22 protein-coding genes are annotated in these 25385 nt (G+C 72.3%); 15 read left to right on the top strand and 7 right to left on the bottom strand.

The annotated features are described in order from the left end of the window. The first annotated feature begins 12 nt into the window (after window positions 1–12). The 3 genes from ilvN to serA all read left to right on the top strand — a co-directional run bounded on the left by ilvN (window position 13) and on the right by serA (window position 3529). On the top strand, window positions 13–540 hold the full coding sequence (gene ilvN / locus SMA5143A_RS22165; protein ID WP_055713333.1) for an acetolactate synthase small subunit: 528 nt from the start codon (window positions 13–15) through the stop codon (window positions 538–540). Between the two features lie 169 nt (window positions 541–709). Further along, window positions 710–1711: a ketol-acid reductoisomerase gene (gene ilvC / locus SMA5143A_RS22160; RefSeq protein ID WP_055512707.1), complete on the top strand. Its 1002-nt coding sequence runs from the start codon at window positions 710–712 to the stop codon at window positions 1709–1711. A 228-nt stretch (window positions 1712–1939) separates the two neighbouring features. Beyond that, window positions 1940–3529 carry a phosphoglycerate dehydrogenase gene (gene serA / locus SMA5143A_RS22155; protein ID WP_107464623.1) on the top strand — a complete coding sequence of 530 codons (1590 nt, stop codon included), beginning with the start codon at window positions 1940–1942 and terminating at the stop codon, window positions 3527–3529. 60 nt (window positions 3530–3589) lie between these two features. On the opposite strand, the gene SMA5143A_RS22150 is transcribed toward serA, so the two are convergent. Next, window positions 3590–5197, bottom strand: coding sequence for an MFS transporter (locus SMA5143A_RS22150; protein WP_107464622.1), 1608 nt, complete (start codon window positions 5195–5197; stop codon window positions 3590–3592). 111 nt (window positions 5198–5308) lie between these two features. Between SMA5143A_RS22150 and SMA5143A_RS22145 the strand changes: the two genes are divergently transcribed. Further along, window positions 5309–5893 carry a TetR/AcrR family transcriptional regulator gene (locus SMA5143A_RS22145; RefSeq protein ID WP_107464621.1) on the top strand — a complete coding sequence of 195 codons (585 nt, stop codon included), beginning with the start codon at window positions 5309–5311 and terminating at the stop codon, window positions 5891–5893. On the opposite strand, the gene SMA5143A_RS22140 is transcribed toward SMA5143A_RS22145, so the two are convergent. The 5 genes from SMA5143A_RS22140 to SMA5143A_RS22120 form a co-directional block, all read right to left on the bottom strand. Then, a complete protein-coding gene (locus SMA5143A_RS22140; protein WP_107464620.1) occupies window positions 5894–6577 on the bottom strand; it encodes an ATP-binding cassette domain-containing protein in 684 nt (227 codons plus the stop codon). It lies immediately after the preceding gene. Further along, the gene (locus SMA5143A_RS22135; protein ID WP_258193669.1) at window positions 6574–7647 is read right to left on the bottom strand and encodes an ABC transporter ATP-binding protein; all 1074 of its coding nucleotides are present in this window, start codon (window positions 7645–7647) and stop codon (window positions 6574–6576) included. The genes SMA5143A_RS22140 and SMA5143A_RS22135 overlap by 4 nt, the downstream gene beginning before the upstream one ends. 124 nt (window positions 7648–7771) lie before the next feature. Beyond that, window positions 7772–9610, bottom strand: coding sequence for an ABC transporter permease subunit (locus tag SMA5143A_RS22130; protein ID WP_258193668.1), 1839 nt, complete (start codon window positions 9608–9610; stop codon window positions 7772–7774). Continuing rightward, the gene (locus SMA5143A_RS22125; protein WP_107464618.1) at window positions 9607–11094 is read right to left on the bottom strand and encodes an ABC transporter substrate-binding protein; all 1488 of its coding nucleotides are present in this window, start codon (window positions 11092–11094) and stop codon (window positions 9607–9609) included. Before SMA5143A_RS22125 ends, SMA5143A_RS22130 begins: the two co-directional genes overlap by 4 nt. 105 nt (window positions 11095–11199) lie before the next feature. After that, window positions 11200–12402, bottom strand: a complete 1203-nt coding sequence (locus SMA5143A_RS22120) for a PucR family transcriptional regulator (protein ID WP_258193667.1) — start codon at window positions 12400–12402, stop codon at window positions 11200–11202. Between the two features lie 128 nt (window positions 12403–12530). Between SMA5143A_RS22120 and SMA5143A_RS22115 the strand changes: the two genes are divergently transcribed. From SMA5143A_RS22115 to SMA5143A_RS44020, 4 genes are all read left to right on the top strand, one after another. Continuing rightward, a complete protein-coding gene (locus tag SMA5143A_RS22115) occupies window positions 12531–13457 on the top strand; it encodes a proline dehydrogenase family protein (RefSeq protein ID WP_107464616.1) in 927 nt (308 codons plus the stop codon). Between the two features lie 39 nt (window positions 13458–13496). Beyond that, window positions 13497–15128, top strand: coding sequence for an L-glutamate gamma-semialdehyde dehydrogenase (gene pruA / locus SMA5143A_RS22110; RefSeq protein WP_107464615.1), 1632 nt, complete (start codon window positions 13497–13499; stop codon window positions 15126–15128). 116 nt (window positions 15129–15244) lie between these two features. Further along, window positions 15245–15787: a GNAT family N-acetyltransferase gene (locus tag SMA5143A_RS22105; protein WP_107464614.1), complete on the top strand. Its 543-nt coding sequence runs from the start codon at window positions 15245–15247 to the stop codon at window positions 15785–15787. 328 nt (window positions 15788–16115) lie between these two features. Further along, a complete protein-coding gene (locus tag SMA5143A_RS44020; protein WP_005479955.1) occupies window positions 16116–16247 on the top strand; it encodes a hypothetical protein in 132 nt (43 codons plus the stop codon). Window positions 16248–16308: 61 nt separating this feature from the next. Here the strand turns inward: SMA5143A_RS44020 and SMA5143A_RS22095 are convergent, their stop codons facing one another. Then, window positions 16309–17907: a purple acid phosphatase family protein gene (locus SMA5143A_RS22095; protein WP_107464613.1), complete on the bottom strand. Its 1599-nt coding sequence runs from the start codon at window positions 17905–17907 to the stop codon at window positions 16309–16311. Window positions 17908–18051: 144 nt separating this feature from the next. On the opposite strand from SMA5143A_RS22095, the gene SMA5143A_RS22090 reads away from it, so the two are divergent. From SMA5143A_RS22090 to SMA5143A_RS22060, 7 genes are all read left to right on the top strand, one after another. Then, window positions 18052–19095 carry a 3-isopropylmalate dehydrogenase gene (locus SMA5143A_RS22090; protein ID WP_107464612.1) on the top strand — a complete coding sequence of 348 codons (1044 nt, stop codon included), beginning with the start codon at window positions 18052–18054 and terminating at the stop codon, window positions 19093–19095. A gap of 319 nt (window positions 19096–19414) precedes the next feature. Continuing rightward, complete coding sequence (locus tag SMA5143A_RS22085; protein WP_107464611.1) at window positions 19415–20503, top strand: branched-chain amino acid aminotransferase; 1089 nt, start codon at window positions 19415–19417, stop codon at window positions 20501–20503. Window positions 20504–20689: 186 nt separating this feature from the next. Then, the gene (gene ureA / locus SMA5143A_RS22080) at window positions 20690–21370 is read left to right on the top strand and encodes an urease subunit gamma (RefSeq protein ID WP_107464610.1); all 681 of its coding nucleotides are present in this window, start codon (window positions 20690–20692) and stop codon (window positions 21368–21370) included. Further along, complete coding sequence (locus SMA5143A_RS22075) at window positions 21367–23085, top strand: urease subunit alpha (RefSeq protein ID WP_107464609.1); 1719 nt, start codon at window positions 21367–21369, stop codon at window positions 23083–23085. Before ureA ends, SMA5143A_RS22075 begins: the two co-directional genes overlap by 4 nt. Before the next feature lie 11 nt (window positions 23086–23096). After that, complete coding sequence (locus tag SMA5143A_RS22070) at window positions 23097–24143, top strand: agmatine deiminase family protein (protein WP_107464608.1); 1047 nt, start codon at window positions 23097–23099, stop codon at window positions 24141–24143. A 10-nt stretch (window positions 24144–24153) separates the two neighbouring features. Next, window positions 24154–24672 carry a hypothetical protein gene (locus SMA5143A_RS22065; RefSeq protein WP_258193666.1) on the top strand — a complete coding sequence of 173 codons (519 nt, stop codon included), beginning with the start codon at window positions 24154–24156 and terminating at the stop codon, window positions 24670–24672. Then, window positions 24669–25259, top strand: coding sequence for a TetR/AcrR family transcriptional regulator (locus SMA5143A_RS22060; RefSeq protein ID WP_055541927.1), 591 nt, complete (start codon window positions 24669–24671; stop codon window positions 25257–25259). Before SMA5143A_RS22065 ends, SMA5143A_RS22060 begins: the two co-directional genes overlap by 4 nt. Window positions 25260–25385 lie beyond the last annotated feature (126 nt).

Here is a 25385-nt window from a genome sequence, read left to right as displayed (position 1 = left end):
AGGAAGCAGACCATGTCCAAGCACACGCTCTCCGTCCTGGTGGAGAACACCCCCGGCATCCTGGCCCGGATCGCCGCCCTGTTCTCCCGCCGCGGCTTCAACATCGACTCCCTCGCGGTCGGTGTCACCGAGCACCCCGAGATCTCCCGCATCACCATCGTGGTGAACGTGATCGAGGAGCTGCCGCTGGAGCAGGTGACCAAGCAGCTCAACAAGCTCGTCAACGTGCTGAAGATCGTCGAGCTGGAGCCGTCCTCCGCCGTCCAGCGCGAACTCGTTCTGGTGAAGGTGCGCGCCGACAACGAGACGCGCTCCCAGATCGTCGAGATCGTCCAGCTGTTCCGCGCCAAGACCGTCGACGTCTCCCCGGAGGCCGTCACCATCGAGGCCACCGGGTCCAGCGACAAGCTGTCCGCGATGCTGAAGATGCTGGAGCCGTTCGGCATCAAGGAGCTGGTCCAGTCCGGCACCATCGCGATCGGCCGCGGCGCCCGTTCGATCACCGACCGGTCGCTGCGCGCCCTGGACCGGTCGGCCTGACGGTTCGAACGCCTCGCCAGGCGTCGTACGCCTGGTGGACGATTGCCTGACCCACGGCACGGGCGGCCGGTGACACGCCGTCCGCCCGTATGCCGAGACCGCGAGACTTCCCTTCGCCCCGCCGTCATACGGTGGGAAGCAACACCTGCACTCAAGGAGAGAACCCAAAGTGGCCGAGCTGTTCTACGACGCTGACGCCGACCTGTCCATCATCCAGGGCCGCAAGGTCGCGGTCATCGGTTACGGCAGCCAGGGCCACGCCCACGCCCTGTCGCTGCGCGACTCGGGTGCCGACGTCCGCGTGGGTCTGCACGAGGGCTCGAAGTCCAAGGCGAAGGCCGAGGAGCAGGGCCTGCGCGTGGTGAGCCCGTCGGAGGCCGCCGCCGAGGCCGACGTCATCATGATCCTCGTCCCGGACCCGATCCAGGCCCAGGTCTACGAGGAGCACATCGCCCCGAACCTGAACGACGGCGACGCCCTGTTCTTCGGCCACGGCCTGAACATCCGCTACGGCTTCATCAAGCCCCCGGCCGGCGTCGACGTCTGCATGGTCGCCCCCAAGGGCCCGGGCCACCTGGTCCGCCGCCAGTACGAGGAGGGCCGCGGCGTTCCCTGCATCGCCGCCGTCGAGCAGGACGCCACCGGCAACGCCTTCGCGCTCGCCCTGTCGTACGCCAAGGGCATCGGCGGCACCCGCGCCGGCGTCATCAAGACCACCTTCACCGAGGAGACCGAGACCGACCTGTTCGGTGAGCAGGCCGTCCTCTGCGGTGGTACCGCCGCGCTGGTCAAGGCGGGCTTCGAGACGCTGACCGAGGCCGGCTACCAGCCGGAGATCGCGTACTTCGAGTGCCTGCACGAGCTGAAGCTGATCGTCGACCTCATGTACGAGGGCGGCCTGGAGAAGATGCGCTGGTCGATCTCCGAGACCGCCGAGTGGGGCGACTACGTCACCGGCCCGCGGATCATCACCGACGCCACCAAGGCCGAGATGAAGAAGGTCCTCGCCGAGATCCAGGACGGCACCTTCGCCCAGGCCTGGATGGACGAGTACCACGGTGGTCTGAAGAAGTACAACGAGTACAAGACCCAGGACTCGGAGCACCTGCTGGAGACCACCGGCAAGGAGCTGCGCAAGCTGATGAGCTGGGTCAACGACGAAGAGGCCTGATCCGATGAGGCCGGCCGCGGCGGGTTCACCCGGAGCCGCGGCCGGCCTCTTCTCACGTCCGGGTGACCTTTCCGCGGTGGCGTGGGACGACGCCTTCGGCGCCACTACACTGCTGGACTACATACGCGTCAGGCCCACAGCGTCGTGCGTCTTCCACGCGGCCACCACCCTCCACCGCCTGCGGCCGTCGGGACGGCCGTCCGCAGCATTGGACTTGTGAGGACTCACGTGAGCTCGAAACCAGTCGTACTGATCGCTGAAGAGCTGTCGCCCGCCACCGTCGACGCGCTTGGCCCGGACTTCGAGATCCGGCACACCAACGGGGCGGACCGAGCCGAACTGCTCCCGGCCATCGCCGATGTCGACGCCATCCTCATCCGCTCGGCCACCAAGGTCGACGCCGAGGCGATCGCCGCCGCCAAGAAGCTGAAGGTCGTCGCGCGAGCCGGTGTCGGCCTGGACAACGTGGACGTCTCCGCCGCCACCAAGGCCGGCGTGATGGTCGTCAACGCCCCCACCTCGAACATCGTGACCGCCGCCGAGCTGGCCTGCGGTCTCCTCCTCGCCACCGCCCGCCACATCCCGCAGGCGAACACGGCGCTGAAGAACGGCGAGTGGAAGCGCAGCAAGTACACGGGCGTGGAACTCGCCGAGAAGACCCTCGGTGTGGTGGGCCTCGGCCGTATCGGCGCGCTCGTCGCGCAGCGCATGTCCGCCTTCGGCATGAAGGTCGTCGCCTACGACCCGTACGTGCAGCCCGCGCGCGCCGCGCAGATGGGTGTGAAGGTCCTGTCGCTGGACGAGTTGCTGGAGGTCTCCGACTTCATCACCGTCCACCTGCCGAAGACCCCCGAGACGGTCGGCCTGATCGGCGCCGAGGCGCTGCACAAGGTCAAGCCGTCGGTGCGCATCGTGAACGCCGCGCGTGGCGGGATCGTCGACGAGGCCGCGCTGTACTCGGCGCTCAAGGAGGGCCGCGTCGCCGGCGCCGGTCTCGACGTGTACGCCAAGGAGCCGTGCACCGACTCCCCGCTGTTCGAGCTGGACGAGGTCGTCTGCACCCCGCACCTCGGTGCCTCCACCGACGAGGCGCAGGAGAAGGCCGGTATCGCCGTCGCCCGCTCCGTGCGGCTCGCCCTCGCCGGTGAGCTGGTCCCGGACGCGGTGAACGTGCAGGGCGGTGTCATCGCAGAGGACGTCAAGCCGGGTCTGCCGCTCGCCGAGCGCCTCGGCCGTATCTTCACCGCGCTGGCCGGTGAGGTCGCGGTCCGTCTCGACGTCGAGGTGTACGGCGAGATCACCCAGCACGACGTGAAGGTCCTGGAGCTGTCCGCGCTGAAGGGTGTCTTCGAGGACGTCGTCGACGAGACGGTGTCGTACGTGAACGCGCCGCTGTTCGCGCAGGAGCGGGGCGTCGAGGTACGGCTGACGACCAGCTCGGAGTCGCCGGACCACCGCAATGTCGTCACCGTGCGGGGCACGCTCGGCAGCGGCGAGGAGGTCTCGGTGTCCGGCACCCTGGCCGGCCCGAAGCACCACCAGAAGATCGTGGCCGTCGGCGAGTACGACGTGGACCTCGCGCTCGCGGACCACATGGTCGTCCTGCGGTACGTGGACCGTCCCGGTGTCGTCGGCACGGTCGGCCGGATCTTCGGCGAGCACGGCATCAACATCGCCGGCATGCAGGTCGCCCGGTCCGCCGCCGGTGGCGAGGCCCTCGCGGTCCTCACCGTCGACGACACGGTGTCCCAGGGTGTGCTCTCCGAGGTGGCCGAGGAGATCGGCGCGACGTCGGCGCGCTCGGTGAACCTCGCCTGAGTCTCTCGCGGTGTGCGGCCGGGGCCCGGCCACCTTCGGGTGGTCGGGCCCCGGCCTTTGTCATTTCCGGACGGGCTCGGCGGCGTCCTGCCCGATCGCGCTCTCGTCTCCGGCGGTCGTGGGGCCTTCCCCGAGGGGATCGGCCGCCGGCTCGTTGTCCCTGGCCCGTACGCCGCGCAGGGTGACCGCCGCCAGTGCCGCGGCCCCCAGCAGGACGGCGGCCCCCGCGACCGCCGCGCCCTGCATACCGGTGGTGAAGGCGGCGCGGGCCGTGTCCGTCAGGGCCTCGCCGGCGGCGCCGGGCAGCTGCTCGGCGACGGCGAGCGCGCCCCCGAGGGTCTCGCGGGCCGGAGCGGGCGCCGACGTCGGCATCTCGTGGTGGTAGAGGGCGGTGCCGACGGAGCCGAGGGCGGCCATACCGAGGGCGCCGCCGAACTCCTGCCCGGTCTCGAGGAGGGACGAGGCCGAACCGGCCCGTTCGACGGGGGCGGCGCCGAGGGCCAGGTCGGTCATCTGGGACATCACCGTCACGATGCCGGCGGCGAGCACCCCGGCCCCGGCCAGCACCAGCCACAGGGAGTCCGGTCCGGAGGCGGCGAGGAGGCCGTAGCCGCACGCGGCGGTCGTGAAGCCCGCCGCCACCACGTACGCCCGGTTCACGCCCCGCTGCACGAGAGCGGCGGCGACCGGCGCGGCGACCCCGACGAGCAGGGAGGGCAGCAGCCCCCACAGCGCGGCCTCCAGCGCGCTCTTGCCGAGGACGGACTGGAGGTACTGGGTGGTGAAGTACGCCGAGCCCATCATCCCGAAGGCCGCGAGGAGGTTGAGGGCGACCGCCGGGGTGAAGCCGGGGCCGCGGAACAGGGCGGGGGAGATCATCGGGGACGGCGTCGTGCGCTGGCGGTGGACGAAGAGGGCCGCGAAGAGCAGGCCGACGGTCAGGCTGACCACGTACCGGACGTTCCACCCCTCCGAGGGGATCTCCTTGAGGCCGTAGACGACCGGCAGCACCGCCGCCATCGACAGCGGGACACTGAGCAGGTCGAAGCGGCCGGGCCGGGGATCCCTCCACTCGGGCAGGAGCACCGGGCCGAGCAGCAGGAGCAGGGCCATCGCGGGCAGGTTGACGAGGAAGACCGAGCCCCACCAGAAGAACTCGACGAGGACCCCGCTCAGCACCGAGCCGAGCGCGACGCCCGCCGTCATCACACCGGACCAGATGCCGATGGCCGTGGCCCGCTGACCGGGGTCGGTGAACATCGTGCGGGTCAGCGCCATCGTCGACGGCATCAGGGTGGCGCCGCCGATGCCGAGGACGGCACGTGCCGCGATCAGGGTCTCGGCGCTGTCGGCGTACGCGGCGACCAGCGAGGCCGCGCCGAACGCCGCCGCGCCGATCAGCAGGAGCCGTCGGCGGCCGATGCGGTCGCCCAGCGAGCCCATCGTCATCAGCAGTCCGGCCAGCACGAACGCGTAGATGTCGAAGATCCACAGCTGTTGGGTGCCGCTCGGCTCCAGGTCGGCGCTGATCGCGGGGACCGCGAAGTACAGGACGGACACGTCCATCGAGACCAGCAGCAGCGGCAGCATCAGGACGCAGAGGGCGGTCCACTCGCGGCGGCCGGCCCGCCGGGGCGCGGCCGGGGAGATCCGGGGATTCGTCGTCATGGGAGGGACTGTACGAGTGTTTTATACGCTCGTCTAGTACGTATGTTTAAAACGCTCGTCCCAAACGGATGTATGGGACGGGTGTCTGAGGGCGCGGCTACGCTGAGGCGCATGGGACACCGTGAGGATCTGCTGGAAGGCGCCAAGCGCTGCCTGCTGGCCAAGGGCTTCGTGCGGACGACGGCACGCGACATCGTCAAGGAGTCGGGGACGAACCTGGCGTCGATCGGCTACCACTACGGCTCGAAGGACGCGTTGCTCGCACAGGCGTACGTGTCCCTGGTCGGCGACGTCTCCGTGGCCTTCGACGAGGGGGAGCGCGCGCCGAGCAGCACCGAGCCCGGTTCGGTCGAGCGGTTCCGGGAGATGTGGGCGAACGTCATCGACACCATGCGGGAGCCGGGCTCGATGTGGCGGCTCAGCATGGAGATCATCGTCATCGGCGACCAGATGCCGGAGGTACGTGACCATCTCGCGCTGGCGCAGCGCGAGGCGGGGCGCGGTCTGATCCCGATGTTCACGGGCGGTCGGGAGGAGGACGTCACGGAGAAGGACGTCGACACCCTCGGGAAGCTGCTGGTGACGGTGATGACGGGGCTGATCGCCCAGTGGACCTTCGATCCGCCGAGCGCCCCCGAGGCCGACGAGCTCGCCGAGGGGCTCCTGCGGATCATCGCGGCGACGCGGGGGGAGTGACTACGCCGGCACGAGCCGGCCCCCGCGCATCTCGACCACCCGGTCCGCGAAGTGCCGTACAACTGCGCGATCGTGACAGATGAACAGATACGCCAGCCCCAGGTCGTCCTGGAGGCCGGCGAGGAGATTGAGGACGCCGGCCCGGACGGACGGGTCGAGGGCGGAGACCGGTTCGTCGAGGACGAGCAGCCGGGGCTCGGAGGCCAGGGCGCGGGCGATGCCGGCGCGCTGGCACTGGCCGCCGGACAGCTCGTGCGGGAAGCGGTCGCCGTAGGCCGGGGCGAGACCGACACGGTCGAGGAGCGCGGCGACCCGCGCGGGGCCCGTCGCGTCCCAGCGGCCCTGGACACGCAGCGGCTCCGCGACCGCGTCCCGGATGCGATGGCGGGGGCTGAGCGAGCCGTACGGGTCCTGGAAGACCGGCTGCATCCGGGGCCGCAGCGGGCGCAGTTCGCGCTCGCTGAGCGTCGTCAGCTCCCGGCCCTCGAAACGGACCCGGCCGCCGTCGGGGCGGCGCAGCCGGAGCACGGCGGCCACCGTGGAGGACTTGCCGCAGCCGGAGGGGCCGTTCAGGGCGAGGGTCTCGCCCGCGTCCACGCTGAAGGAGACATGGTCGACGGCGGTGACCGCGCCGTAGCGGACGACCAGATCGCGTACGTCGAGCAGGGCGGTGGGCTGGTTCACGCGGGCCGCTCCAGGAACAACTCGGTCGCCGGGTACGGCACTTCGTCCCAGCGGTGGCAGGAGACCTCATGACCGTCGGCGACCGTCCACGGGCCGGGTCGCTCCCGGCGGCAGCGGTCCTCGGCGAGGGGGCAGCGGGGCGCGAAGGCGCAGCCGGGCGGCAGCGCGTCGGGCGCGGGCGGGGAGCCGGGGATGGCGGGCAGCCGACGGCGCCGACCGGAGCCGCCGCGCCGCGCGGTGCCGCCCCCGGGGCCGTCCTCGCCGTCCGCCGGTGGCAGCGAGGCCAGCAGTCCCGCCGTGTACGGGGCCCGAGGGCGGTCCAGCACCCGGTGCGTCGGGCCCTGTTCGACCTGGCGGCCGGCGTACATGACCAGGACGCGGTCGGTGTGGTCGCGGACCACGCCCAGGTCGTGCGTGACCAGCACGAGCGCGGCGCCGACCGCCTCGCGCTGCTCGCCGAGGACCCGTAGCACCTGGTCCTGGAGCTCGGCGTCGAGCGCGGTGGTGGGCTCGTCGGCGACGACGACGTCCGGTTCGTTGATCGTCGCCATGGCGATCACGGCCCGCTGCCGCATCCCGCCGGAGTACTCGTGGGGGTACGCCCGTGCCTTGCGCGCGGCGTCGGGGATGCCGACCCGGTCAAGGGCGGCGACCGCCCGGGTACGGGCCTCGGAGCGGGAGACGCCCCCCACCGACCGTACGGCCGCGGCGAGTTGGTCGCCGACGCGGTGCACGGGGGACAGGGCGGACAGGGCGTCCTGGGGGACGAGGGCGATCCGGCGGCCGCGCAGGGCGGTGAGCGCCGGGCGGGTGGCGCCCACCAGCTCGGCGTACGACCCCGGCTCCTGCCTCAGCCGTACGCTCCCGCTCGTCGTCGTGCCCCGCGGCAGCATGCCCAGCAGGGCCCGCGCGGTGAGGGACTTGCCCGCGCCGGACTCGCCGACCAGGGCGAGCACCTCGCGGGGGCGGACGTCGAAGGAGAGCCCGCGCACGACCTCCAGGGCGCCGAAGGCGACCCGCAGGTCACGCACCGAGAGCAGGGCGTCGGGCGCGGCCGGCTCGTCGGGCACCGTCGGTGCGGGCTCAGACTGCGTGGGCTGTGCGGGCTGCGCAGATGGTCCACGTGGTGCGGAGGGTGAGAGGGGCATCCGGGGGTCGGGGCGCGGGCCGGGTGCGGGGGCCGCGAGGGGTGCGTCAGGCATGTCGGGCTCCCGCCAGGGTCTCGTCGGTCCCGTCCCGTCCGTCCGTGGGGGCCTTCGGGGACCGGGGCCGGTCCTGCTCGTTCCTCCGGGGAGGGTCGGCCCTCCGGCTGCCGCGCCGTCGCGCGCGCCCCTGGGTGTACGCCGCGCCCGACACCGCGAGGCCCGCCAGCAGGGCCAGGGCGACCGCCGGGGCGAGGGCCGCCCACGGGGCGCGTTCCACGTAGGCGCGGGACTCGTCGAGCAGCAGGCCCCACTCCGGGGTGGGCGGCTGGGCGCCCAGGCCGAGGAAGCCGAGCGAGGCGAGGGCGAGGGCGATGCCGGGGAGGCGGAGGATCGCGTGCCGGGTGACCGGGGCGGCCACCGAGGGCAGGACGTGCCGGGTGAGGATCCACCACGGGCTCGCGCCGATCGCGCGCTGGGCGGTGAGGAAGGTGGACGCCCGCACCTCCTGGACCAGGGCCGCCGCGTGCGCGGTCAGCGGGGGCCAGGAGATCAGGGCCACGGCGAGGGCCGCGCCCCGTGTGCCGGGGCCCGCCGCGGCGGCGACCAGGATGCCGGCGATCACCGGGGGCAGCGCGTTGGCGATGTCGGACGCGCCCTCGGCCACGCGGGGCAGGAAGCCGAGCGCCAGCGCGGCGAGCAGGCTCAGGGCGCAGACGGCCGCCGCCGTGCCGACGGTGGAGGCGGCGCCGTGGCCGAGGCGGGCCAGGACGTCACGGCCGAGCCCGTCCGTGCCGAGCGGGTGCGCCCAGGACGGCGGCAGCAGCCGGGCGGTGGTGTCCACGCCGTACGGGTCCCGCAGCAGCCCCCAGCCGACCGCGACCAGCAGGAGCACCGCGAGGGTCAGCGGCACCGCCGGGTGGGTGCGGACCGGGCGGGCGGCCGGGAGGGTGAGGCCCGCGTCGCGCAGGGCGGGGCCGAGGAGCCGGCGCCGGGCGAGGGCGGCGAGGGCGCCCGCGACCAGGCCCAGAGCGAGGAGCGCGAGGATCGAGCCCTGGAGGAGGGGGAGATCCTGGGACTTGGCCGCGCCGAGGGCCGTACGGCCGATGCCGGGCACCGCGAACACCGTCTCCACGGCGACAGCGCCGCCGGTCAGACCGACGGCGACCATGCCGAACTGGGGGACCAGGGGCGGCAGGACCCGCCGCAGCGCCGCCGCCGAGACCCGCGCCCGGCTGACGCCCGCCCCCCGCCACAGTTCCACCCAGCGTTCGTCGAGCACGGCGGGCAGCGCGTCCGCGACCAGCCGGCCGAGCAGTCCGCCCGCCGGGACACCGAGGGCGACCGCGGGCAGGACCAGATACTCGGGGCCCGCCCAGCCGGAGGTCGGCAGCAGGCCCAGCCACACCCCGCACACCAGCAGCGCCACCGTGGCCAGCAGGAACTCGGGGACGGCGGCGAGCATCGCGGCGAACGCGCCGGCCGTCCCCCGGCCCCGCACGAGCACCGGGGCGACCAGCGCGCCGGCCAGCAGCACGGCGACGGCGAAGGCGGCGCCCATGAGACCGAGGGAGACCTGGAGCCCGGAGACCACCGAGGGGAGCACCTCGGTGCCCGACACCCAGGACGTGCCGAGGTCGCCGCGGAGCAGCCCGGACGCCCACCGGCCCAGCAGGGACAGGGGGCCGGCCTCCAGGCCCAGGTCCTCGCGGATCGCGGTCAGCGCCTCGCCGGTCGCCTCCTGCTCGGCGGACCGGGCGCGCAGCACGGTCAGCGCCGGGTCCCTGCCGGAGAGCCAGGGCAGCAGACCCACGGCGGCCAGGACGGCGAGCAGGCACACGAAGCGGGTCAGCCCCGCGGGGCCGACCGACTTCCGTACGGTGTGCCTCACTTGACGTAGGTGGCGGTGGTGACCAGCTCGCGTTCCCGCGGGTCGTGCGCCGCGCCCACGACACCGGCCGCGTCGCCCTGGATGACGCGCTCGTGGAGCATCGGCACGGCGGCGTCGGTGCCGAGGACGGCGGCCTCGGCCTCGATGACGGCCTTGCGGCGGGCGTCGCCGGCGGCGGTGTCGGACGCCTTCTTCAGAGCGGCGTCGACCTTGTCGTCCGCCAGCTGGGCGATGTTGAAGGAGCCGTCGGAGGCGAAGTCGCTGTAGAGGTACGCGGCCGGATCACCCGAGTCGAGGACGGTTGCCCGGGAGAGGATGAACGCGTCGAACTCGCCCGCCAGCGCGTCGGATTCGATGTTGGCGTACTCGCGGACGTCGAGCTTCACCTTGAACCCGGCCTTCTGGAGCTGCTGCTGGAGCGTGGCGGCGACCTCGGGCAGTTCGGCGCGGTCGGTGAAGGTGCCGATGGTGATCGACTTCCCGGACGGGTCACCGGCCTTGGCGCGCTTCACGGTCGACCGCAGTTCGGCGGCCCAGGGCAGCGCGGGCCCCAGCAGACCCTCGGCCACGTCGGCACGCCCCTCGTAGACACCCTTGACGATCGACTCGGCGTCGACGGCCTCGCGGGCGGCGGCGCGCAGCGAGGCGTCCTTGAAGACTCCCTTCCCGGTGTTCAGGTAGAGGGTGTTGGTGCGCGGCATGGGGACCTCGGTGATCAGGTCCGGGTCGAGCACGGCGGCCTGGGAGACGGGGATCGCCTCGACGATGTCGGCCTCGCCGGTGCGCAGGGCGGCGGCGCGGGCGGTGCCGTCCGGTACGAACGTCACGTCGATGCCGGGTGCCTTGGCCTTGTCGCCCCAGTAGGCGTCGTAGCGGTCGAGGGCGGCGGAGGAGGTGCCGTTGACCTTGGTGAGTTCGAAGGGGCCGGTGCCCGCGCCGACCGGGTTCACCGTCTTCCCCCGGTACGCCTTCGCGGCGAGGATCGACAGCTGGGGCGAGCTGAGGCGCTGGGGGACCAGGGGGTCCTCCACGGCGGTGGTGACGGTGACGGTGTCGCCGTCGGCCTTCGCGGTCAGCTCCACGCCGTCGAGGATGCGGGGCTTGGGGGAGGCCGTGGCCGCGCGGGTGAGGGAGTTGACGACGGCGTCGCCGGTGAGCTTCGTGCCGTCGTGGAAGGTCACGCCCTCCCGGATCGTGAACGTCCAGCTCTTGCCCGACCGCTTCCACTCGGTGGCGAGCGCGGGCTTCGCGTCGCCCTCCGGGTTCAGCTTCACCAGGGTCTCGGCGGTCGACCAGCGCGACAGCTTGAACGCGTCGTCGGACAGCGGCGACAGGCCCGAACGGGGCGGCAGCATGTGCGCGACCCGGATCCGCTTGCCCTCGTCGGCGGCCCCGTCGGCCCCCGTCGCGGAGAAGCAGCCCGTGAGCAGGGCGGAGGCCGCGGTGACCGCGGTCAGGGGAACAAGACGGACGGGGACGCGCACGGGACACTCCGAGTAAAGGCGTGGTCAAAGGTTGAACGCGCCATGACCGTAGCATGATGACAATCATTTTCAGAAGCGCCGTTTCGCGCCACCGTCATGAGGTCCTCAGAGCCGTGCCCCCTTCAGGGCCATGTGCAGCAAGAGCCGGTCCTCGCCGTCGTCCAGGTCCAGGCCTGTCAGTTGTTCGACGCGGGAGAGGCGGTAGTAGAGGGTCTGGCGGTGGATGCCCAGCTCCGCCGCCGTGCGGCCCGCCTGGCCCGCGCAGTCGAGGAACGTCTCGGCGGTGCGGGCCAGTTCGTGGTGGGCGGGGGACAGGAGTGTCCTGACGGCGGGGTCCTGCGGGACCTGGGGAGGCAGGGACGTCAGCAGGCGGTACGGCCCGATCGAACGCCACTCGGCGACCGGGCCGAGGCGGGGCTCCGCCAGCGCCGCGCGGGCCGCCGACGACGCCTCGCGCCACGCGGTGCCCAGCTCGCCGAGCCCCGTCCGGGCGCCCGCCACCCCCGCCGCCGCCCGCGCGCCCGCCCGCTCCAGCAGCCGGCCGGCCGCCGTGAGCGCGGGCGCCGGGACGTCCGCCGAGCGTAGCCGCACCAGCAGGGCGAGGCTCTGCCCGGCCGCCCCCCACGGCACCGTGCACAGCGCCGTCGCCCCCGGCACGGTACGGAAGGACGGGACGTCGTCCGGGTCCGCCGACGGCCACGGGGCCACGCACACCACCGTGTGGACACCGTCGCCGCGCGGGCCGAGGGCGGCGCGCAGTTCCGCCACCGCCATGTCCCGCTCCCAGCCGGGCCCGGCCGTGAGCACCGCCCGCAGCTCCCGGGTGAGGTCCGCGCCCGCCTGCGCCTCGTCCGCGAGGAGCGCGCCGATGCGGGACGCGACCGCCATGGCGGCGGACAACTGGGCGTCGGTGGGACCCGGATCACCGTCCAGCAGCCAGACGTAGCCGAGGACCACACCCCGGTGGCGTACGGGGAGGCAGACGCGGCCCCGCAGCACGCCCGCCTCTGGGGTCGGGGGGATACGGACGGGGGCGGTCGCCCGGGTGATCCCGAAGCCCTCGAACCACTCCCGCACGGCCGCCGTCGAGCGGCGGGTCAGGATCGAGCGGGTCCGGACCGGGTCCAGGGCCGACGGGTCGAGATCGCCCTCGCTGTCGTACGCGCCGAACGCGATCAGCTCGAAGTCACGGTTCTCCAGCGTCGCCGGGGCGCCGAGCAGCGCCGAGATCTCGTCGACGAGCTCCTGGTAGTCACCCACGTGGTGGAACGATGCGGCGTCCGGCGTCACGAGGGCATTCTCCCCCATCCCACGGCACCCTTCATACATCTGTCTGAGATCTGCGGCACGGATGCGTGACAGCTGTCGATGGTCGGCGAACGGGGGGATCCTTAGGTTTCACGGTGGTTCTATCTGCTGGTTTGTGGAGGTGCCCCGTGCTGGGTCCCGTGATTCTCGCCGCGTCGCGCAGCGACCGGATGCGACGCCTGATCTCGGCCGCGCCCGTGACCAAGCAGGTCGTCGACCGCTTCATCCCCGGGGAGGGCGTCGACGACATCGTCCCCGTCGTCGAGGACCTCACCGCCGCGGGCCTCGAAGTGACGATGGACGTCGTCGGCGAGGACATCACCCGGCCCGAGCAGGCCACCGCCGCCCGTGACGCCTACCTGGAGCTGATCGACCGGCTCGGCGCGCTGGAGCTGGGCGAACGCGCCGAGATGTCGGTCAAGCTGTCCCTGTTCGGTCAGGCGCTGGAGGGCGGCCACGAGCTGGCCCTCGCGAACGTCCGCCCCGTCGTCGAGGCCGCCGCCGCGATCGGCACGACCGTCACCCTCGACGCGGAGGACCACACCACCCTCGACTCGATGTTCGCCATCCACGAGGAGCTGCGCCGCGACTTCCCGCAGACCGGCTGCGTCATCCAGGCCTACCTCTTCCGCACCGAGGCCGACGCCCGCCGCCTCGCCGCGAACGGCAGCCGGGTACGCCTGGTGAAGGGCGCCTACAAGGAGCCCGCCTCCGTCGCCCATCAGCAGAAGACCGAGATCGACAAGGCGTACGTCCGCACCCTGAAGACCCTCATGGACGGCGAGGGGTACCCGATGATCGGATCCCACGACCCCCGCCTCATCTCCATCGCCCAGGAACTCGCCCACCGCGCCGGGCGCAAGCTCGACGAGTACGAGTTCCAGATGCTGTACGGCATCCGTACCGACGAGCACCACCGGCTCGCCGCCGAGGGCCACCGCATGCGGGTCTACACCGCCTACGGCACCGACTGGTACGGCTACTTCATGCGTCGCCTGGCCGAGAAGCCGGCCAACCTGCGCTTCTTCGTCCGCTCGATGATCAGCAAGGGCTGAGCCCGAAAACCGCCCGCTCAGTAAGGAGTTACGGAACTCATGGACGCTGTGACCCAGGTCCCCACCCCCGTCAACGAGCCGGTGCACGGCTACGCCCCCGGCTCGCCCGAGCGGGCCCGGCTGGAGGCCAGGCTGAAGGAGCTGGCCGAGAACCCGATCGACCTGCCCTGCACCATCGGCGGCGAGCGGCGGATGGGCGGCGGCGACCGCTTCGACGTCGTCCAGCCCCACAACCACAAGGCCCGCCTCGGCACCTACGCCAACGCCACCCAGCAGGACGCCCAGGACGCGATCGACGCGGCCCTCGCCGCCGCGCCCGCCTGGCGCGCGATGTCCTTCGACGACCGTGCCGCGATCATCCTGCGCGCGGCCGAGCTGCTCGCCGGCCCCTGGCGCGAGACGCTGGCCGCCTCCACCATGCTCGGCCAGTCCAAGACCGCCCAGCAGGCCGAGATCGACACCCCCTGCGAGCTGGTCGACTTCTGGCGCTTCAACGTCAAGTACGCCCGCGACCTGCTCGCCGAGCAGCCCCCGGCGAACTCCCCGGGCGTCTGGAACCGCCTCGACCACCGCCCGCTCGAGGGTTTCGTCTACGCGATCACCCCGTTCAACTTCACGGCGATCGCCGGCAACCTGCCCACCGCGCCCGCCCTCATGGGCAACGTGGTCGTGTGGAAGCCGAGCCCGACCCAGACGCACGCCGCCGTGCTGCTCATGCGGCTGCTGGAGGAGGCGGGCCTGCCGAAGGGCGTCATCAACCTCGTCACCGGGGACGGCATCGAGGTCTCGAAGGTCGCCCTGGTCCACCGCGACCTCGCCGGCATCCACTTCACCGGCTCCACGAAGACCTTCCAGTACCTGTGGAAGACGGTCGGCGCCAACATCGAGAAGTACCGCTCCTACCCGCGTCTGGTCGGCGAGACCGGCGGCAAGGACTTCGTCGTCGCCCACCCGAGCGCCGACCGCGCGGTGCTGAAGACGGCCCTCACCCGGGGCGCCTTCGAGTACCAGGGCCAGAAGTGCTCGGCGACCTCCCGCGCCTACATCCCGGCGTCCATCTGGAACGACGGCTTCAAGGAGGAGTTCGCCGCCGAGGTCGACTACCTCACCATGGGTGACGTCACCGACCTGTCGAACTTCATCGGCGCCGTCATCGACGAGCGCGCCTTCGCCAAGGTCAAGGCCGCCATCGACGGCGCGAAGGCCGACCCGGCGTGCACGATCGTCGCGGGCGGCTCCTACGACGACTCCGTCGGCTGGTTCGTCCGTCCGACCGTCGTCGAGTGCGCCGACCCGGAGCACGACGTGTTCACCACCGAGTACTTCGGGCCGTTCCTCGCGGTGTACGTCTACGAGGACGACACGTACGAGGAGATGCTGACCCAGATGGAGTCGGTGTCCGACTACGCCCTCACGGGCTCGGTCATCGCCGGTGACCGCGCGGCCGCCGCGTACACGATGGACAAGCTCCGCTACGCCGCGGGCAACTTCTACATCAACGACAAGTCCACCGGCGCGGTCGTCGGCCAGCAGCCGTTCGGCGGCGGTCGCGCCTCCGGTACCAACGACAAGGCGGGCGCCCCGCAGAACCTGATGCGCTGGACCCTGACCCGCGCGATCAAGGAGACGCTGGTCCCGCCGACCGACTACGCCTACCCGCACATGGGCTGACCCCGAGGTGCCGACAGCGGGCCGGATCCTCCTCGATCCGGCCCGCTGTCGTGTCTCCGCGTCCCCGCGACCGGCCCGGCGGCCCTCGCCCGCCCGGCCGCCGCGACAATGAGGTGATGACCGCACCCGGAGTCCGCACCGCGCACACCGCCGACCTCACCCCCGCCGAACTCGGCGCCGTTCGAGGGCTGTTGTACGACGCCTTCGACGCCGACTTCTCGCCGGAGGACTGGGACCACACCCTGGGCGGCGTGCACGCGCTCGTCCACGACGAGCGGGGACTCGCCGGACACGGCGCGGTCGTCATGCGGCGGGCCCGGCACGGGGCGCGGTGGCTGCGCGTCGGCTACGTCGAGGGGGTCGCCGTACGCCGGGACGTGCGGCGGACCGGGATCGGCGCCCGGATCATGGCCGCCCTGGAAGGCGTCGTCATCCGCGCCTACGACCTCGGCGCGCTCTCCGCGAGCGACGAGGGCGCCCAGCTGTACACCGGCCGCGGCTGGCGGGTGTGGGCCGGAAGGATCAGCGCGCTCGGCCCCGACGGGGTGGTCCGGCTGCCCGAGGAGGAGGGCTCCGTGTACGTGTGGCCCGCGCCCGCCGCCGTGGACGATCCCGGGGCCGAGCTGGTCTTCGACTGGCGGGACGGCGACGTGCTCTGATCCGGCGCCGTCCGGGGAATCGGGGCACGGAAGAACGCGCAGGTCAGAGGGGTGTGACCCAATCCGCCGTCTCAGATAGTAGGAAGTCCGATTAATTGTGGAGACAGATGCCCCGGCCTCGCTTAGCTTTGTAGGAGCCGAACGTCTCGCTCGACCCAGCGAATGGCGGTCGTGAGCCGGAGGCCCTAGGCAGGCAACCCCTGCGGCCCCGCTCCCCGGCCCATCCGGGGGCACCTCCCACGCCCTTTAGCACGCCCTTTGGGCAGTGGGGGAGTCTCACAGCCCTCCGCTCCTGTACTCCGGAATGCCTCGAAGGAGTCGATTCCCCATGGCCGAGACGACTGTCCGCCGCCGAGTCCGCCACGTTTCCCGGACCACCGAGTCCGACCGCAAGAACGCCGCCGCCGCCCTCCAGCGCGCCCTCGACCGCAGGGACAACGGCGGCTCCACCGGGCACTGAGCCGCCCCACCAGCCGGGAGCCGCACCCGTTCGGGGTGCGGCACGGCCGTGGGGCATCGGCTCACGCGCCGCGCCGCACCTCGAAGTGGTCGATGCGCCTGCCGTCCTGGGCGAGCGCCGACACCTTGAGCCGGGGCCTCGGCCCCGTCTCCGCCTCCACCGACAGGAACGAGAAGCCGGTGTAGCGGACGCGGGACCACTGCACGACCTCCGTCTTCCGGTCCTTGGACTTCGTCCACCGGAAGGACTCGATCGAGTCGAGGTCATGGACCTTGCCCTCGTAGCTGTCCTTCACGCCCGGGGGGAACGCGTACAGCTCCTTGCCGCCCCCGCCCGCGGTGACGTACACGATGCCGTCCCGTGTCGGGTCGGTCGACCCGCCGATCGGCACCGGCCTGCCGACCTCGCCGTTCTTGATGGCGTCGGTCCGCTCGTACGCGTGGTTGTGCCCGTTGATCACCAGGTCCACTTGGTGCTTGGCGAACAGCGGAACCCACTCGGCGCGCACACCCCCGTCGGACGCGTGGCGTGAGGTGGAGTACGCGCAGTGGTGGAAATAGACCACGATGAAGTCCACCGACTTGTCGGCCCGTAGCTCGCGAAGCCGCATGTCGAGCCACTTGGTCTGTCTGCCGTCCGTGTGGCCCAGATTGGCCGGGATCTCGTACGACACGTCGTTCGCGTCGAGCGCGACCACGCCGACGTTGCCGTAGACGAACGAGTACACGCCCGGCGCCCCGCGCGGGTCGAAGCCGCTGTCCGGGAGCGACCAGCGGGCCACTTGGCCGCCGTAGCCGTCCGGTGAGTACCAGGCCTCCATGTCGTGGTTGCCGGTCGTCACCATCCAGGGCACCGACTTCGCCACCAGCTCGTTCTGCTTGAGGAACAGGTCCCAGAAGCCGGGGTCGTAGGAGTCCGACTTCTCGCCGTGGCCGGTGGTGTCCGCGTAGCAGATGTCGCCCGCGTGGAGATGGAAGGCGGGGCTCTCCCGCAGCAGCACATGGTCGTTGGCGAGCGCGTCCTTGCTGACGCCCTGGTCGCCGAAGGCGGTGAACACGAACCGTTCCGGACGCGCGGGCGCCGTACGGAAGGCGGTGATCGTCCCGCGGTGGGCCGGCGCGGCCGGGTCGAAGCCCTCGTGGCCCACGCCGTAGTAGTACGTCGTGCCGGGCTTCAGGCCGTCCAGGGCCGCGTGCACGTAGTACTGCTCGAACGCCGGGCGCACGCCCTGGAGTTCGGGGGTGTACAGGTCGCGGATCTCGGCGTCGACGCGCCGGCTCAGCTCCTCGGGGCGCAGCCCCACCCGCACGAAGGGCTTCTTGACGGCCGCCGGCAGCTGCCAGGAGATCCGCATCTGTGTCTTCGGGTCGGCGCCGAAGGCGAGATGGCGGCCGAAGGGCACCACGGCCGAGGCGGGCACCCGTTCCGTGGCCGTGACGGAGGGCGAGGGGGACCGCCCGGTCGTCGTGCCCGACCCGGAACAGCCGGTCAGCAGCCCGCCGGCCACCGCCCCGGCGGTCACCAGCGTGCGCCGCCGCGTCAGCTTGGTGCGCAGGTACTCGTACTGTTCCGGCATGCTGAGACGGCGGGCCAGCTGCTCGGGGATGCCGACGTCGGGGACGGGGAGTCCGGGGGGCGTCCCCCTGGATGGCGCAGTCATGCTGGGCAACTTCCCAGCAGATGCCAACTCCCGGCAAACACACGGGTGAACGCCGGTCAACGGATCGGTGCCGACGCCACCCCCGCGCGTCCATATCGCGGACAGCGCGTGTCATCCCGTGGGACAAGGAGTACGGTGCCGCACATGTCTCGCAGCCTCAATCTCGCAGTGATCCCCGGTGACGGCATCGGTCAGGAAGTCGTGGCCCAGGGTCTCAAGGTCCTCTCCGCCGTCCTTCCGCAGGATGTGAAGCTGGAGACCAAGGAGTACGACTTCGGCGCCCAGCGCTACCACGCCACCGGTGAGACCCTCACCGACGCCGACCTCGACGCGCTGAAGCGGCACGACGCCATCCTGCTGGGCGCGATCGGCGACCCGAGCGTCCCCTCCGGCGTCCTGGAGCGCGGCTTCCTGCTCAAGCTGCGCTTCGCCTTCGACCACCATGTGAACCTGCGTCCGTCGAAGCTGCTGCCGGGTGTCGCCACCCCGCTCGCCGGCCAGCCGGAGATCGACTTCGTCGTGGTCCGCGAGGGCACCGAGGGCCCGTACACCGGCAACGGCGGCACCATCCGCAAGGGCACCCCGCAGGAGGTCGCCACCGAGGTCTCCGTGAACACGGCCTTCGGTGTCGAGCGTGTCGTCCGCGACGCCTTCGCCCGTGCCCAGGCCCGCCCCCGCAAGAAGCTCACGCTGGTCCACAAGAACAACGTGCTGACCTTCGCGGGCCACCTGTGGACCAACATCTTCACCAAGGTGGCCGAGGAGTTCCCCGAGGTCACCACCGACTACATCCACGTCGACGCCGCGACCATCTACCTGGTCACCGACCCCGGCCGCTTCGACGTGATCGTCACCGACAACCTCTTCGGCGACATCATCACCGACCTCGCCGCGGCCGTCTCCGGCGGCATCGGCGTCGCGGCCTCCGGGAACATCAACCCGTCCGGCGAGTTCCCGTCCATGTTCGAGCCCGTCCACGGCTCGGCCCCGGACATCGCCGGCCAGGGCAAGGCCGACCCGTCCGCCACGGTCCTGTCCGTCGCCCTGCTCCTGCGCCACCTCGGCTACGAGGCCGAGGCCGCGCGTATCGAGGAGGCCGTCTCCGCCGATCTCGCGGAGCGCGTCGGCAAGCCCGCCCGTTCGACGAACGAGATCGGCGACGCCCTCGCCGTACGAGTAGCCGGCTGACCCGCCGAGCACTCGAGAACTCCCCCGGACCCGGAGCCCCGCGGCCCCGGTCCACCGAGGGGGAGCCCTTCGAAAGCCGCCGGGTCGCATCGCACCCGGCGGCTTCCGCATGCTCCCGTCGGGTGTCACCATCATCCCCTGGGCCGCATCGCACCGTTTTCGTCCACGGTCATCCACGTTTCGTCCACGCCCCCCGCCGGGCGATAATCGAACGAGGTGCCGCGGAATGAGGGAATGCTCGGACGTCCAAACACTGGCCACTGGCAGTGGCGGGGCGTGAGCGCGGCCCGTCACACACAACCGGTGAAGGACATCACTCATGACGACGCCCACGATCGAGCTGAAGCCGTCCGCCCATCCGCTCTCGGATGCCGAGCGCGAGGCGATCCTGGCCAACCCCGGCTTCGGCCGCCACTTCACCGACCACATGGTGACGATCAAGTGGACCGAGGGCCGTGGCTGGCACGACGGGCAGCTCGTGCCGTACGGCCCGCTCTCCCTCGACCCCGCGAACATGACCCTGCACTACGCGCAGGAGATCTTCGAGGGCCTCAAGGCGTACCGCCGGCCCGACGGCTCCGTGGCCACGTTCCGCCCGGAGATGAACGCCCTGCGCTTCCAGAAGTCCGCCCGGCGCCTCGCGATGCCCGAGCTGCCGGTGGAGACCTTCATCGAGGCGTGCGACCTGCTGGTCCAGCAGGACCAGGCATGGGTGCCCGCGCACGGCGGGGAGGAGTCCCTCTACCTGCGCCCCTTCATGATCGCCACCGAGGTCGGCCTGGGCGTGAAGCCGGCCAACGAGTACCTCTTCCTGGTCATCGCCTCCCCGGCCGGCGCCTACTTCCCCGGTGGCGTCAAGCCCGTCTCCATCTGGGTCTCCGAGGACCACGTCCGCGCCGTCCCCGGCGGCATGGGCGACGCCAAGACCGGCGGCAACTACGCCGCGTCCCTGCTGGCCCAGGCCGAGGCCGCCGCCGAGGGCTGCGCCCAGGTCTGCTACCTCGACGCGGTCGAGCGGAAGTGGGTCGAGGAACTCGGCGGCATGAACCTGTACTTCGTGTACGGCGACCGCATCGTCACCCCGTCCCTCACCGGCTCGATCCTGGAGGGCGTCACCCGTGACTCCCTGCTGACCGTCGCCGCCGACCTCGGCCACCCCGCCGAGGAGGGCCGCATCTCCATCGACCAGTGGCAGGCCGACGCCGAGAGCGGCGCCCTCACCGAGGTCTTCGCCTGCGGCACCGCCGCGGTCATCACGCCCGTCGGCACGGTCAAGCGCACCGCCGCCGCCTGGCAGCAGTCCGGCGGCGAGCCCGGCCCCGTCACCCTCAAGCTCCGTGAGGCCCTGCTGGACATCCAGCGCGGCACGGTCGAGGACAAGCACGGCTGGATGCACGTCCTGGCCTGACACCCACACCGGCTCGGCCCAGGGGCCGCCGCGGACCACGCGTCCGCGGCGGCCCCTTCCGTATGCCGATCCTTTTTTGAGCAACACTCAAACAGTCGCCACCACTCCGCTCCTCGGTCTTCCCTCCTCCTGTGCGCTGAGTTTAGAGTGACGCTCTAACTCTTCCGGCCCCAGGAGGTGCCGCCCATGCGACTCACCCCCACCGAGCGCGACCGCCTGCTGCTGTTCGGCGCCGCGGAGCTGGCACGGGCCCGGCGGGCGCGCGGTCTGCGGCTGAACGTGCCCGAGGCGACCGCCCTCGTCGCGGACACCGTCTGCGAGGCCGCGCGGGACGGAGCGAGGCTCGACGAGGCGATCGCACGGGCGCGGTCGGTGCTCGGGCCGGACGACGTCCTGCCCGGTGTCGCGGACGTCGTCACCGAGGTGCAGGTCGAGGCCGTCTTCGACGACGGCTCCCGGCTCGCCGTGGTCGAGGACCCGATCGGCGGCGGCCTCGGCGAGCGGGCGCCGGGCGCGCTGCTGCCGGGGCCCGCGCACCGGGACCCCGAGGCGGTCGTGCGGCTGACGGTGACCAACACGGCCACCGTGCCCGTCTCGGTCACCTCCCACTTCCACTTCTTCGAGGCCAACCCGCGCCTGGACTTCGCGCGGGCCGAGGCGTACGGGATGCGGCTGGCCGTGCCCGCCGGGTCCTCGGTGCGGTTCGGGCCGGGGGAGAGGGTGGACGTGGGGCTGCTGCCCGTCGGGGGCGAGCGGATCGCGATCGGCTTCGCGGGGCTCGTCGACGGGCCCCTCGACGCCCCCGGAGCGAAGGAAGAGGCCCTGCGCAGGGCCGCCGCCTGCGGATACCTGGGAGCCGCGCGATGAACCCCTCCACCGGCGACCCGGCGCACCGCCCGGCGGCCCCCTCGATCGACCCGTACGCGTACGCCGCCACCCACGGCCCCCGCGCGGGGGACCGGCTCCGGCTCGGCGACTCGGGCCTCGTGATCCGGGTCGAGTCCGACGCCCAGCGGTACGGCGACGAGTTCCTCGCCGGCTTCGGCAAGACCGCGCGGGACGGGCTGCACCTCAAGGCGGCGGCCGTCGGCGAGACCTGCGACGTGGTCATCAGCAACGTCGTGGTGATCGACGCGGTGCTGGGCATCCGGAAGGTGTCGATCGGCATCCGGGAAGGGCGCATCCACGCCGTCGGGCGGGCCGGGAACCCGGACACCCTCGACGGGGTCGACGTCGTGGTCGGCACGGGCACGTCCATCGTGTCCGGCGAGGGCCTCATCGCCACCGCGGGGGCCGTGGACACACATGTCCATCTGCTGTCGCCGCGGATCATGGAGGCCTCGCTGGCCTCCGGGGTGACCACGATCATCGGGCAGGAGTTCGGGCCGGTGTGGGGCGTCGGGGTCAACTCGCCGTGGGCGCTGCGGCACGCGTTCGCCGCGTTCGACGCCTGGCCGGTCAACATCGGCTTCCTCGGCCGGGGTTCGTCGTCGCACGAGGCCCCGCTGGTCGAGGCCCTCGCCGAGGGCGGCGCCTCCGGGTTCAAGGTGCACGAGGACATGGGCGCCCACACCCGGGCGCTGGACACGGCGTTGCGGGTCGCCGAGGAGCACGACGTCCAGGTGGCCCTGCACAGCGACGGGTTGAACGAGTGCCTGTCGGTCGAGGACACCCTGCGTGTGCTGGAGGGCCGGACGATCCACGCCTTCCACATCGAGGGCTGCGGCGGCGGCCATGTGCCCAACGTGCTGAAGATGGCCGGGGTGCCGAACGTCATCGGTTCCTCCACCAACCCGACCCTGCCCTTCGGCCGGGACGCCGTCGCCGAACACTTCGGGATGATCGTCTCCGCCCACGGCCTCAAGACGGACCTGCCCGGCGACGCCGCCCTGGCCCGCGAGCGCATCCGCGCCGGGACGATGGGCGCCGAGGACGTGCTGCACGACCTGGGCGCCATCGGCATCACCTCCTCCGACGCGCAGGGCATGGGACGCGCGGGGGAGACCGTGCGCCGGACCTTCGCCATGGCCGGGAAGATGAAGGCCGAGTCGGGCGCCCCGGACGACCACGACAACGAGCGCGTCCTGCGCTACATCGCCAAGCTCACCGTCAACCCGGCCATCGCGCACGGCCTCGCCCACGAGATCGGCTCCCTGGAGGTCGGCAAGCTCGCCGACATCGTGCTCTGGCGCCCCGAGTACTTCGGCGCCAAACCCCAGCTGGTGCTGAAGTCCGGCTTCCCGGCCTACGGCGTCGTCGGCGATCCCAACGCGGCCACTGACGCCTGCGAACCCCTCGTGCTGGGCCCCCAGTTCGGGGCGCACGGGGCCACGGCCGCCGACCTCTCCGTCGCGTTCGTGGCGCGCGCCGCGCTCGACGCGGGCGCCGACCTGCTGCCGACCCGCCGCCGCCGGGTCGCCGTGCGCGGCACCCGGGGCATCGGTCCCGCAGACCTGATCCACAACTCCCGCACCGGCTCGGTCGACGTGGACCCGCGCACCGGCCTGGTCACCCTCGACGGGGAGCCGCTCCGCTCCGAGCCGGCCGACTCCGTCTCCCTCAACCGGCTGTACTTCCTCTGAGAGGCCCCCCGATGTCCGCTGCCGCCGACGGCTTCCGCATGCCCGCCGAATGGGCCCCGCACGAGCGCACCTGGATGGCGTGGCCCGGTCCCAACCCCACCTTCGACGGCCCCGACGACGTCGCCGCCGCCCGCGCCGCCTGGGCGTCCGTCGCCCACGCAGTCCGCCGCTTCGAACCGGTGACCGTGGTGTGCGGACCGGGACAGGCCGCCGAGGCCACCGCCCTCCTCGGCCCCGGCATCGACACCGTCGAACGCGACCTGGACGACGCCTGGATGCGCGACATCGGCCCCACCTTCCTCACCGACGACCGGGGCCGGCTGGCCGCCGTGGACTGGCGGTTCAACGGCTGGGGCGCGCAGCCCTGGGCCCGCTGGGAGCACGACGCGAGGATCGCCGCGTCCGTGGCGGACCTCGCCGGGGCACGGACGTACGCCTCGACCCTCGTCAACGAGGGAGGCGCGATCCACGTCGACGGCGAGGGCACCGTCCTGCTCACCGAGACCGTGCAGCTCGGGCCCGAACGCAACCCCGGCTGGACCCGCGACGAGGTCGAGGCGGAGATCCACGCCCAGCTCGGCACCCGCAAGGCGATCTGGCTGCCGCGCGGCCTCACCGGCGACTACCCGCCCGGTGGCTTCGGCACCCTGGGCCATGTCGACATCGTCGCCGCGTTCGCCCGCCCCGGCGTGGTCGTCGCCCACTCCCAGCCCGACCCCGCCCACCCCGACCACGAGATCACCGAGGAGATCATCGGACTGCTGCGGGCCCGGACCGACGCGCACGGCCGGCCCCTGGAGGTCGTCGAGGTCCCCGCGCCGACCGAGCTGGAGGCCGACGGCCGCTGGGCCGACCACTCCTACATCAACCACTACCTGTGCAACGGAGGAGTCGTCCTGTGCGCCTTCGACGACCCCCGCGACGAGGAAGCCGCCGCGATCTTCCGCCGGCTGTTCCCCGACCGCATGGTCACCCTGGTCGACGCCCGCACCATCTTCGCCGGCGGGGGCGGCATCCACTGCATCACCCAGCAGCAGCCCCGGGCCGACGTCCGGTAGAAACGTACGGATGACCACACCACCGAGCGCACCCGTGCGCGTCCTGCGCTGCGCCGCCTGCGACCGGCCCCTCACGGAGCCGCTGCGTCTGGTGCCCGACGTGCCCGAATGTCCGCGGTACACCGGGCAGAAGAACGCCGACGGCTCGCGGGACGTCCCGTCGACGATGCCGCGCGGGACATACGCGGTGGATCCGCTGCCGTGCGGGGCACCGTACGTTCCGCACCCCGATCCCGAGTGGATGGACGTCGCCCGTCCCGGCAACACCGTGCGGCTGGACCCCGACGGGCCGGGATGCCTGGTGTCCGCAGGGCCGCGCGACACCCTGGTCGTGCACCCCGAGGACACCCGGTGGTACCTGTCCCCCGACCCGGCCGTGCAGGAGTTCGGATGCTGCGAGGTGGGACGCGCGGGGCCCAACGAGCTGTGCGGAGGGTGCGGCGCGGTCGTCGCGACGCTGTTCGCCGGCTGCACCGGCCCCTACGAGACCCACTTCCTGCCCGACGCCGTCCGCGTGGCCGCCCCATGACCCGCCGCCGCAACACAGCCCCGCCCCGCGAGGAGGTCCTCGGCGCCGCCATGGCCATGATCGCCGAGCGGGGTCTGGAGAAGCTCACCATGGCGGCGCTCGGCCGCGAGGTCGGCATGAGCAGCGGTCATCTCCTCTACTACTTCCATTCCAAGGACGAGCTGCTGCTGCGGACCCTGGAGTGGAGCGAGGGACGGCTCGGCGCCGAGCGCGCCCGGCTCCTCACCCGGACCGCCCCGGCCCGCGAACGCCTGGACGCCTACGTCGACCTGTACGTGCCCGACGGCCACCGCGACCCCCACTGGACGCTCTGGCTGGAGGTCTGGAACCGCTCGCAGAACGCCGACGACGAGGCCCGCGACCGGCAGGCCGCCATCGAGGGCGCCTGGCACCGCGACCTGGTGGCGCTGCTCGCCGAGGGCATGTCGCGCGGCGAGTTCCGCACCGTCGACCCCGACCGGTTCGCCACCCGGCTGCGCGCCCTGCTCGACGGCTTCTCCATCAACGTGGCCATCGGGCTGCGCGGGGCCGACCGCGACCGGATCCTGTCCCACGTAAGGGAGTTCCTGGACGAGTCCCTGGGGTGAGCGCGGCGCGCGCCCGCGCACAGCGCGCTGTTCGCATCCTGAGACGGACGGTGAGCGCCGGGACGGTCTGTGCCAGACTGCCCCCGTGCTCTCGTTCGCCATGATTATTGGCAGCAGGCGCGCCGG

Source organism: Streptomyces sp. MA5143a, from assembly GCF_900290235.1.
In the GTDB taxonomy this organism is placed as follows: Bacteria; Actinomycetota; Actinomycetes; order Streptomycetales; family Streptomycetaceae; genus Streptomyces.
Note: the sequence above shows the minus strand (reverse complement) of the source record. Positions and strands in the feature narration are given on the sequence as shown.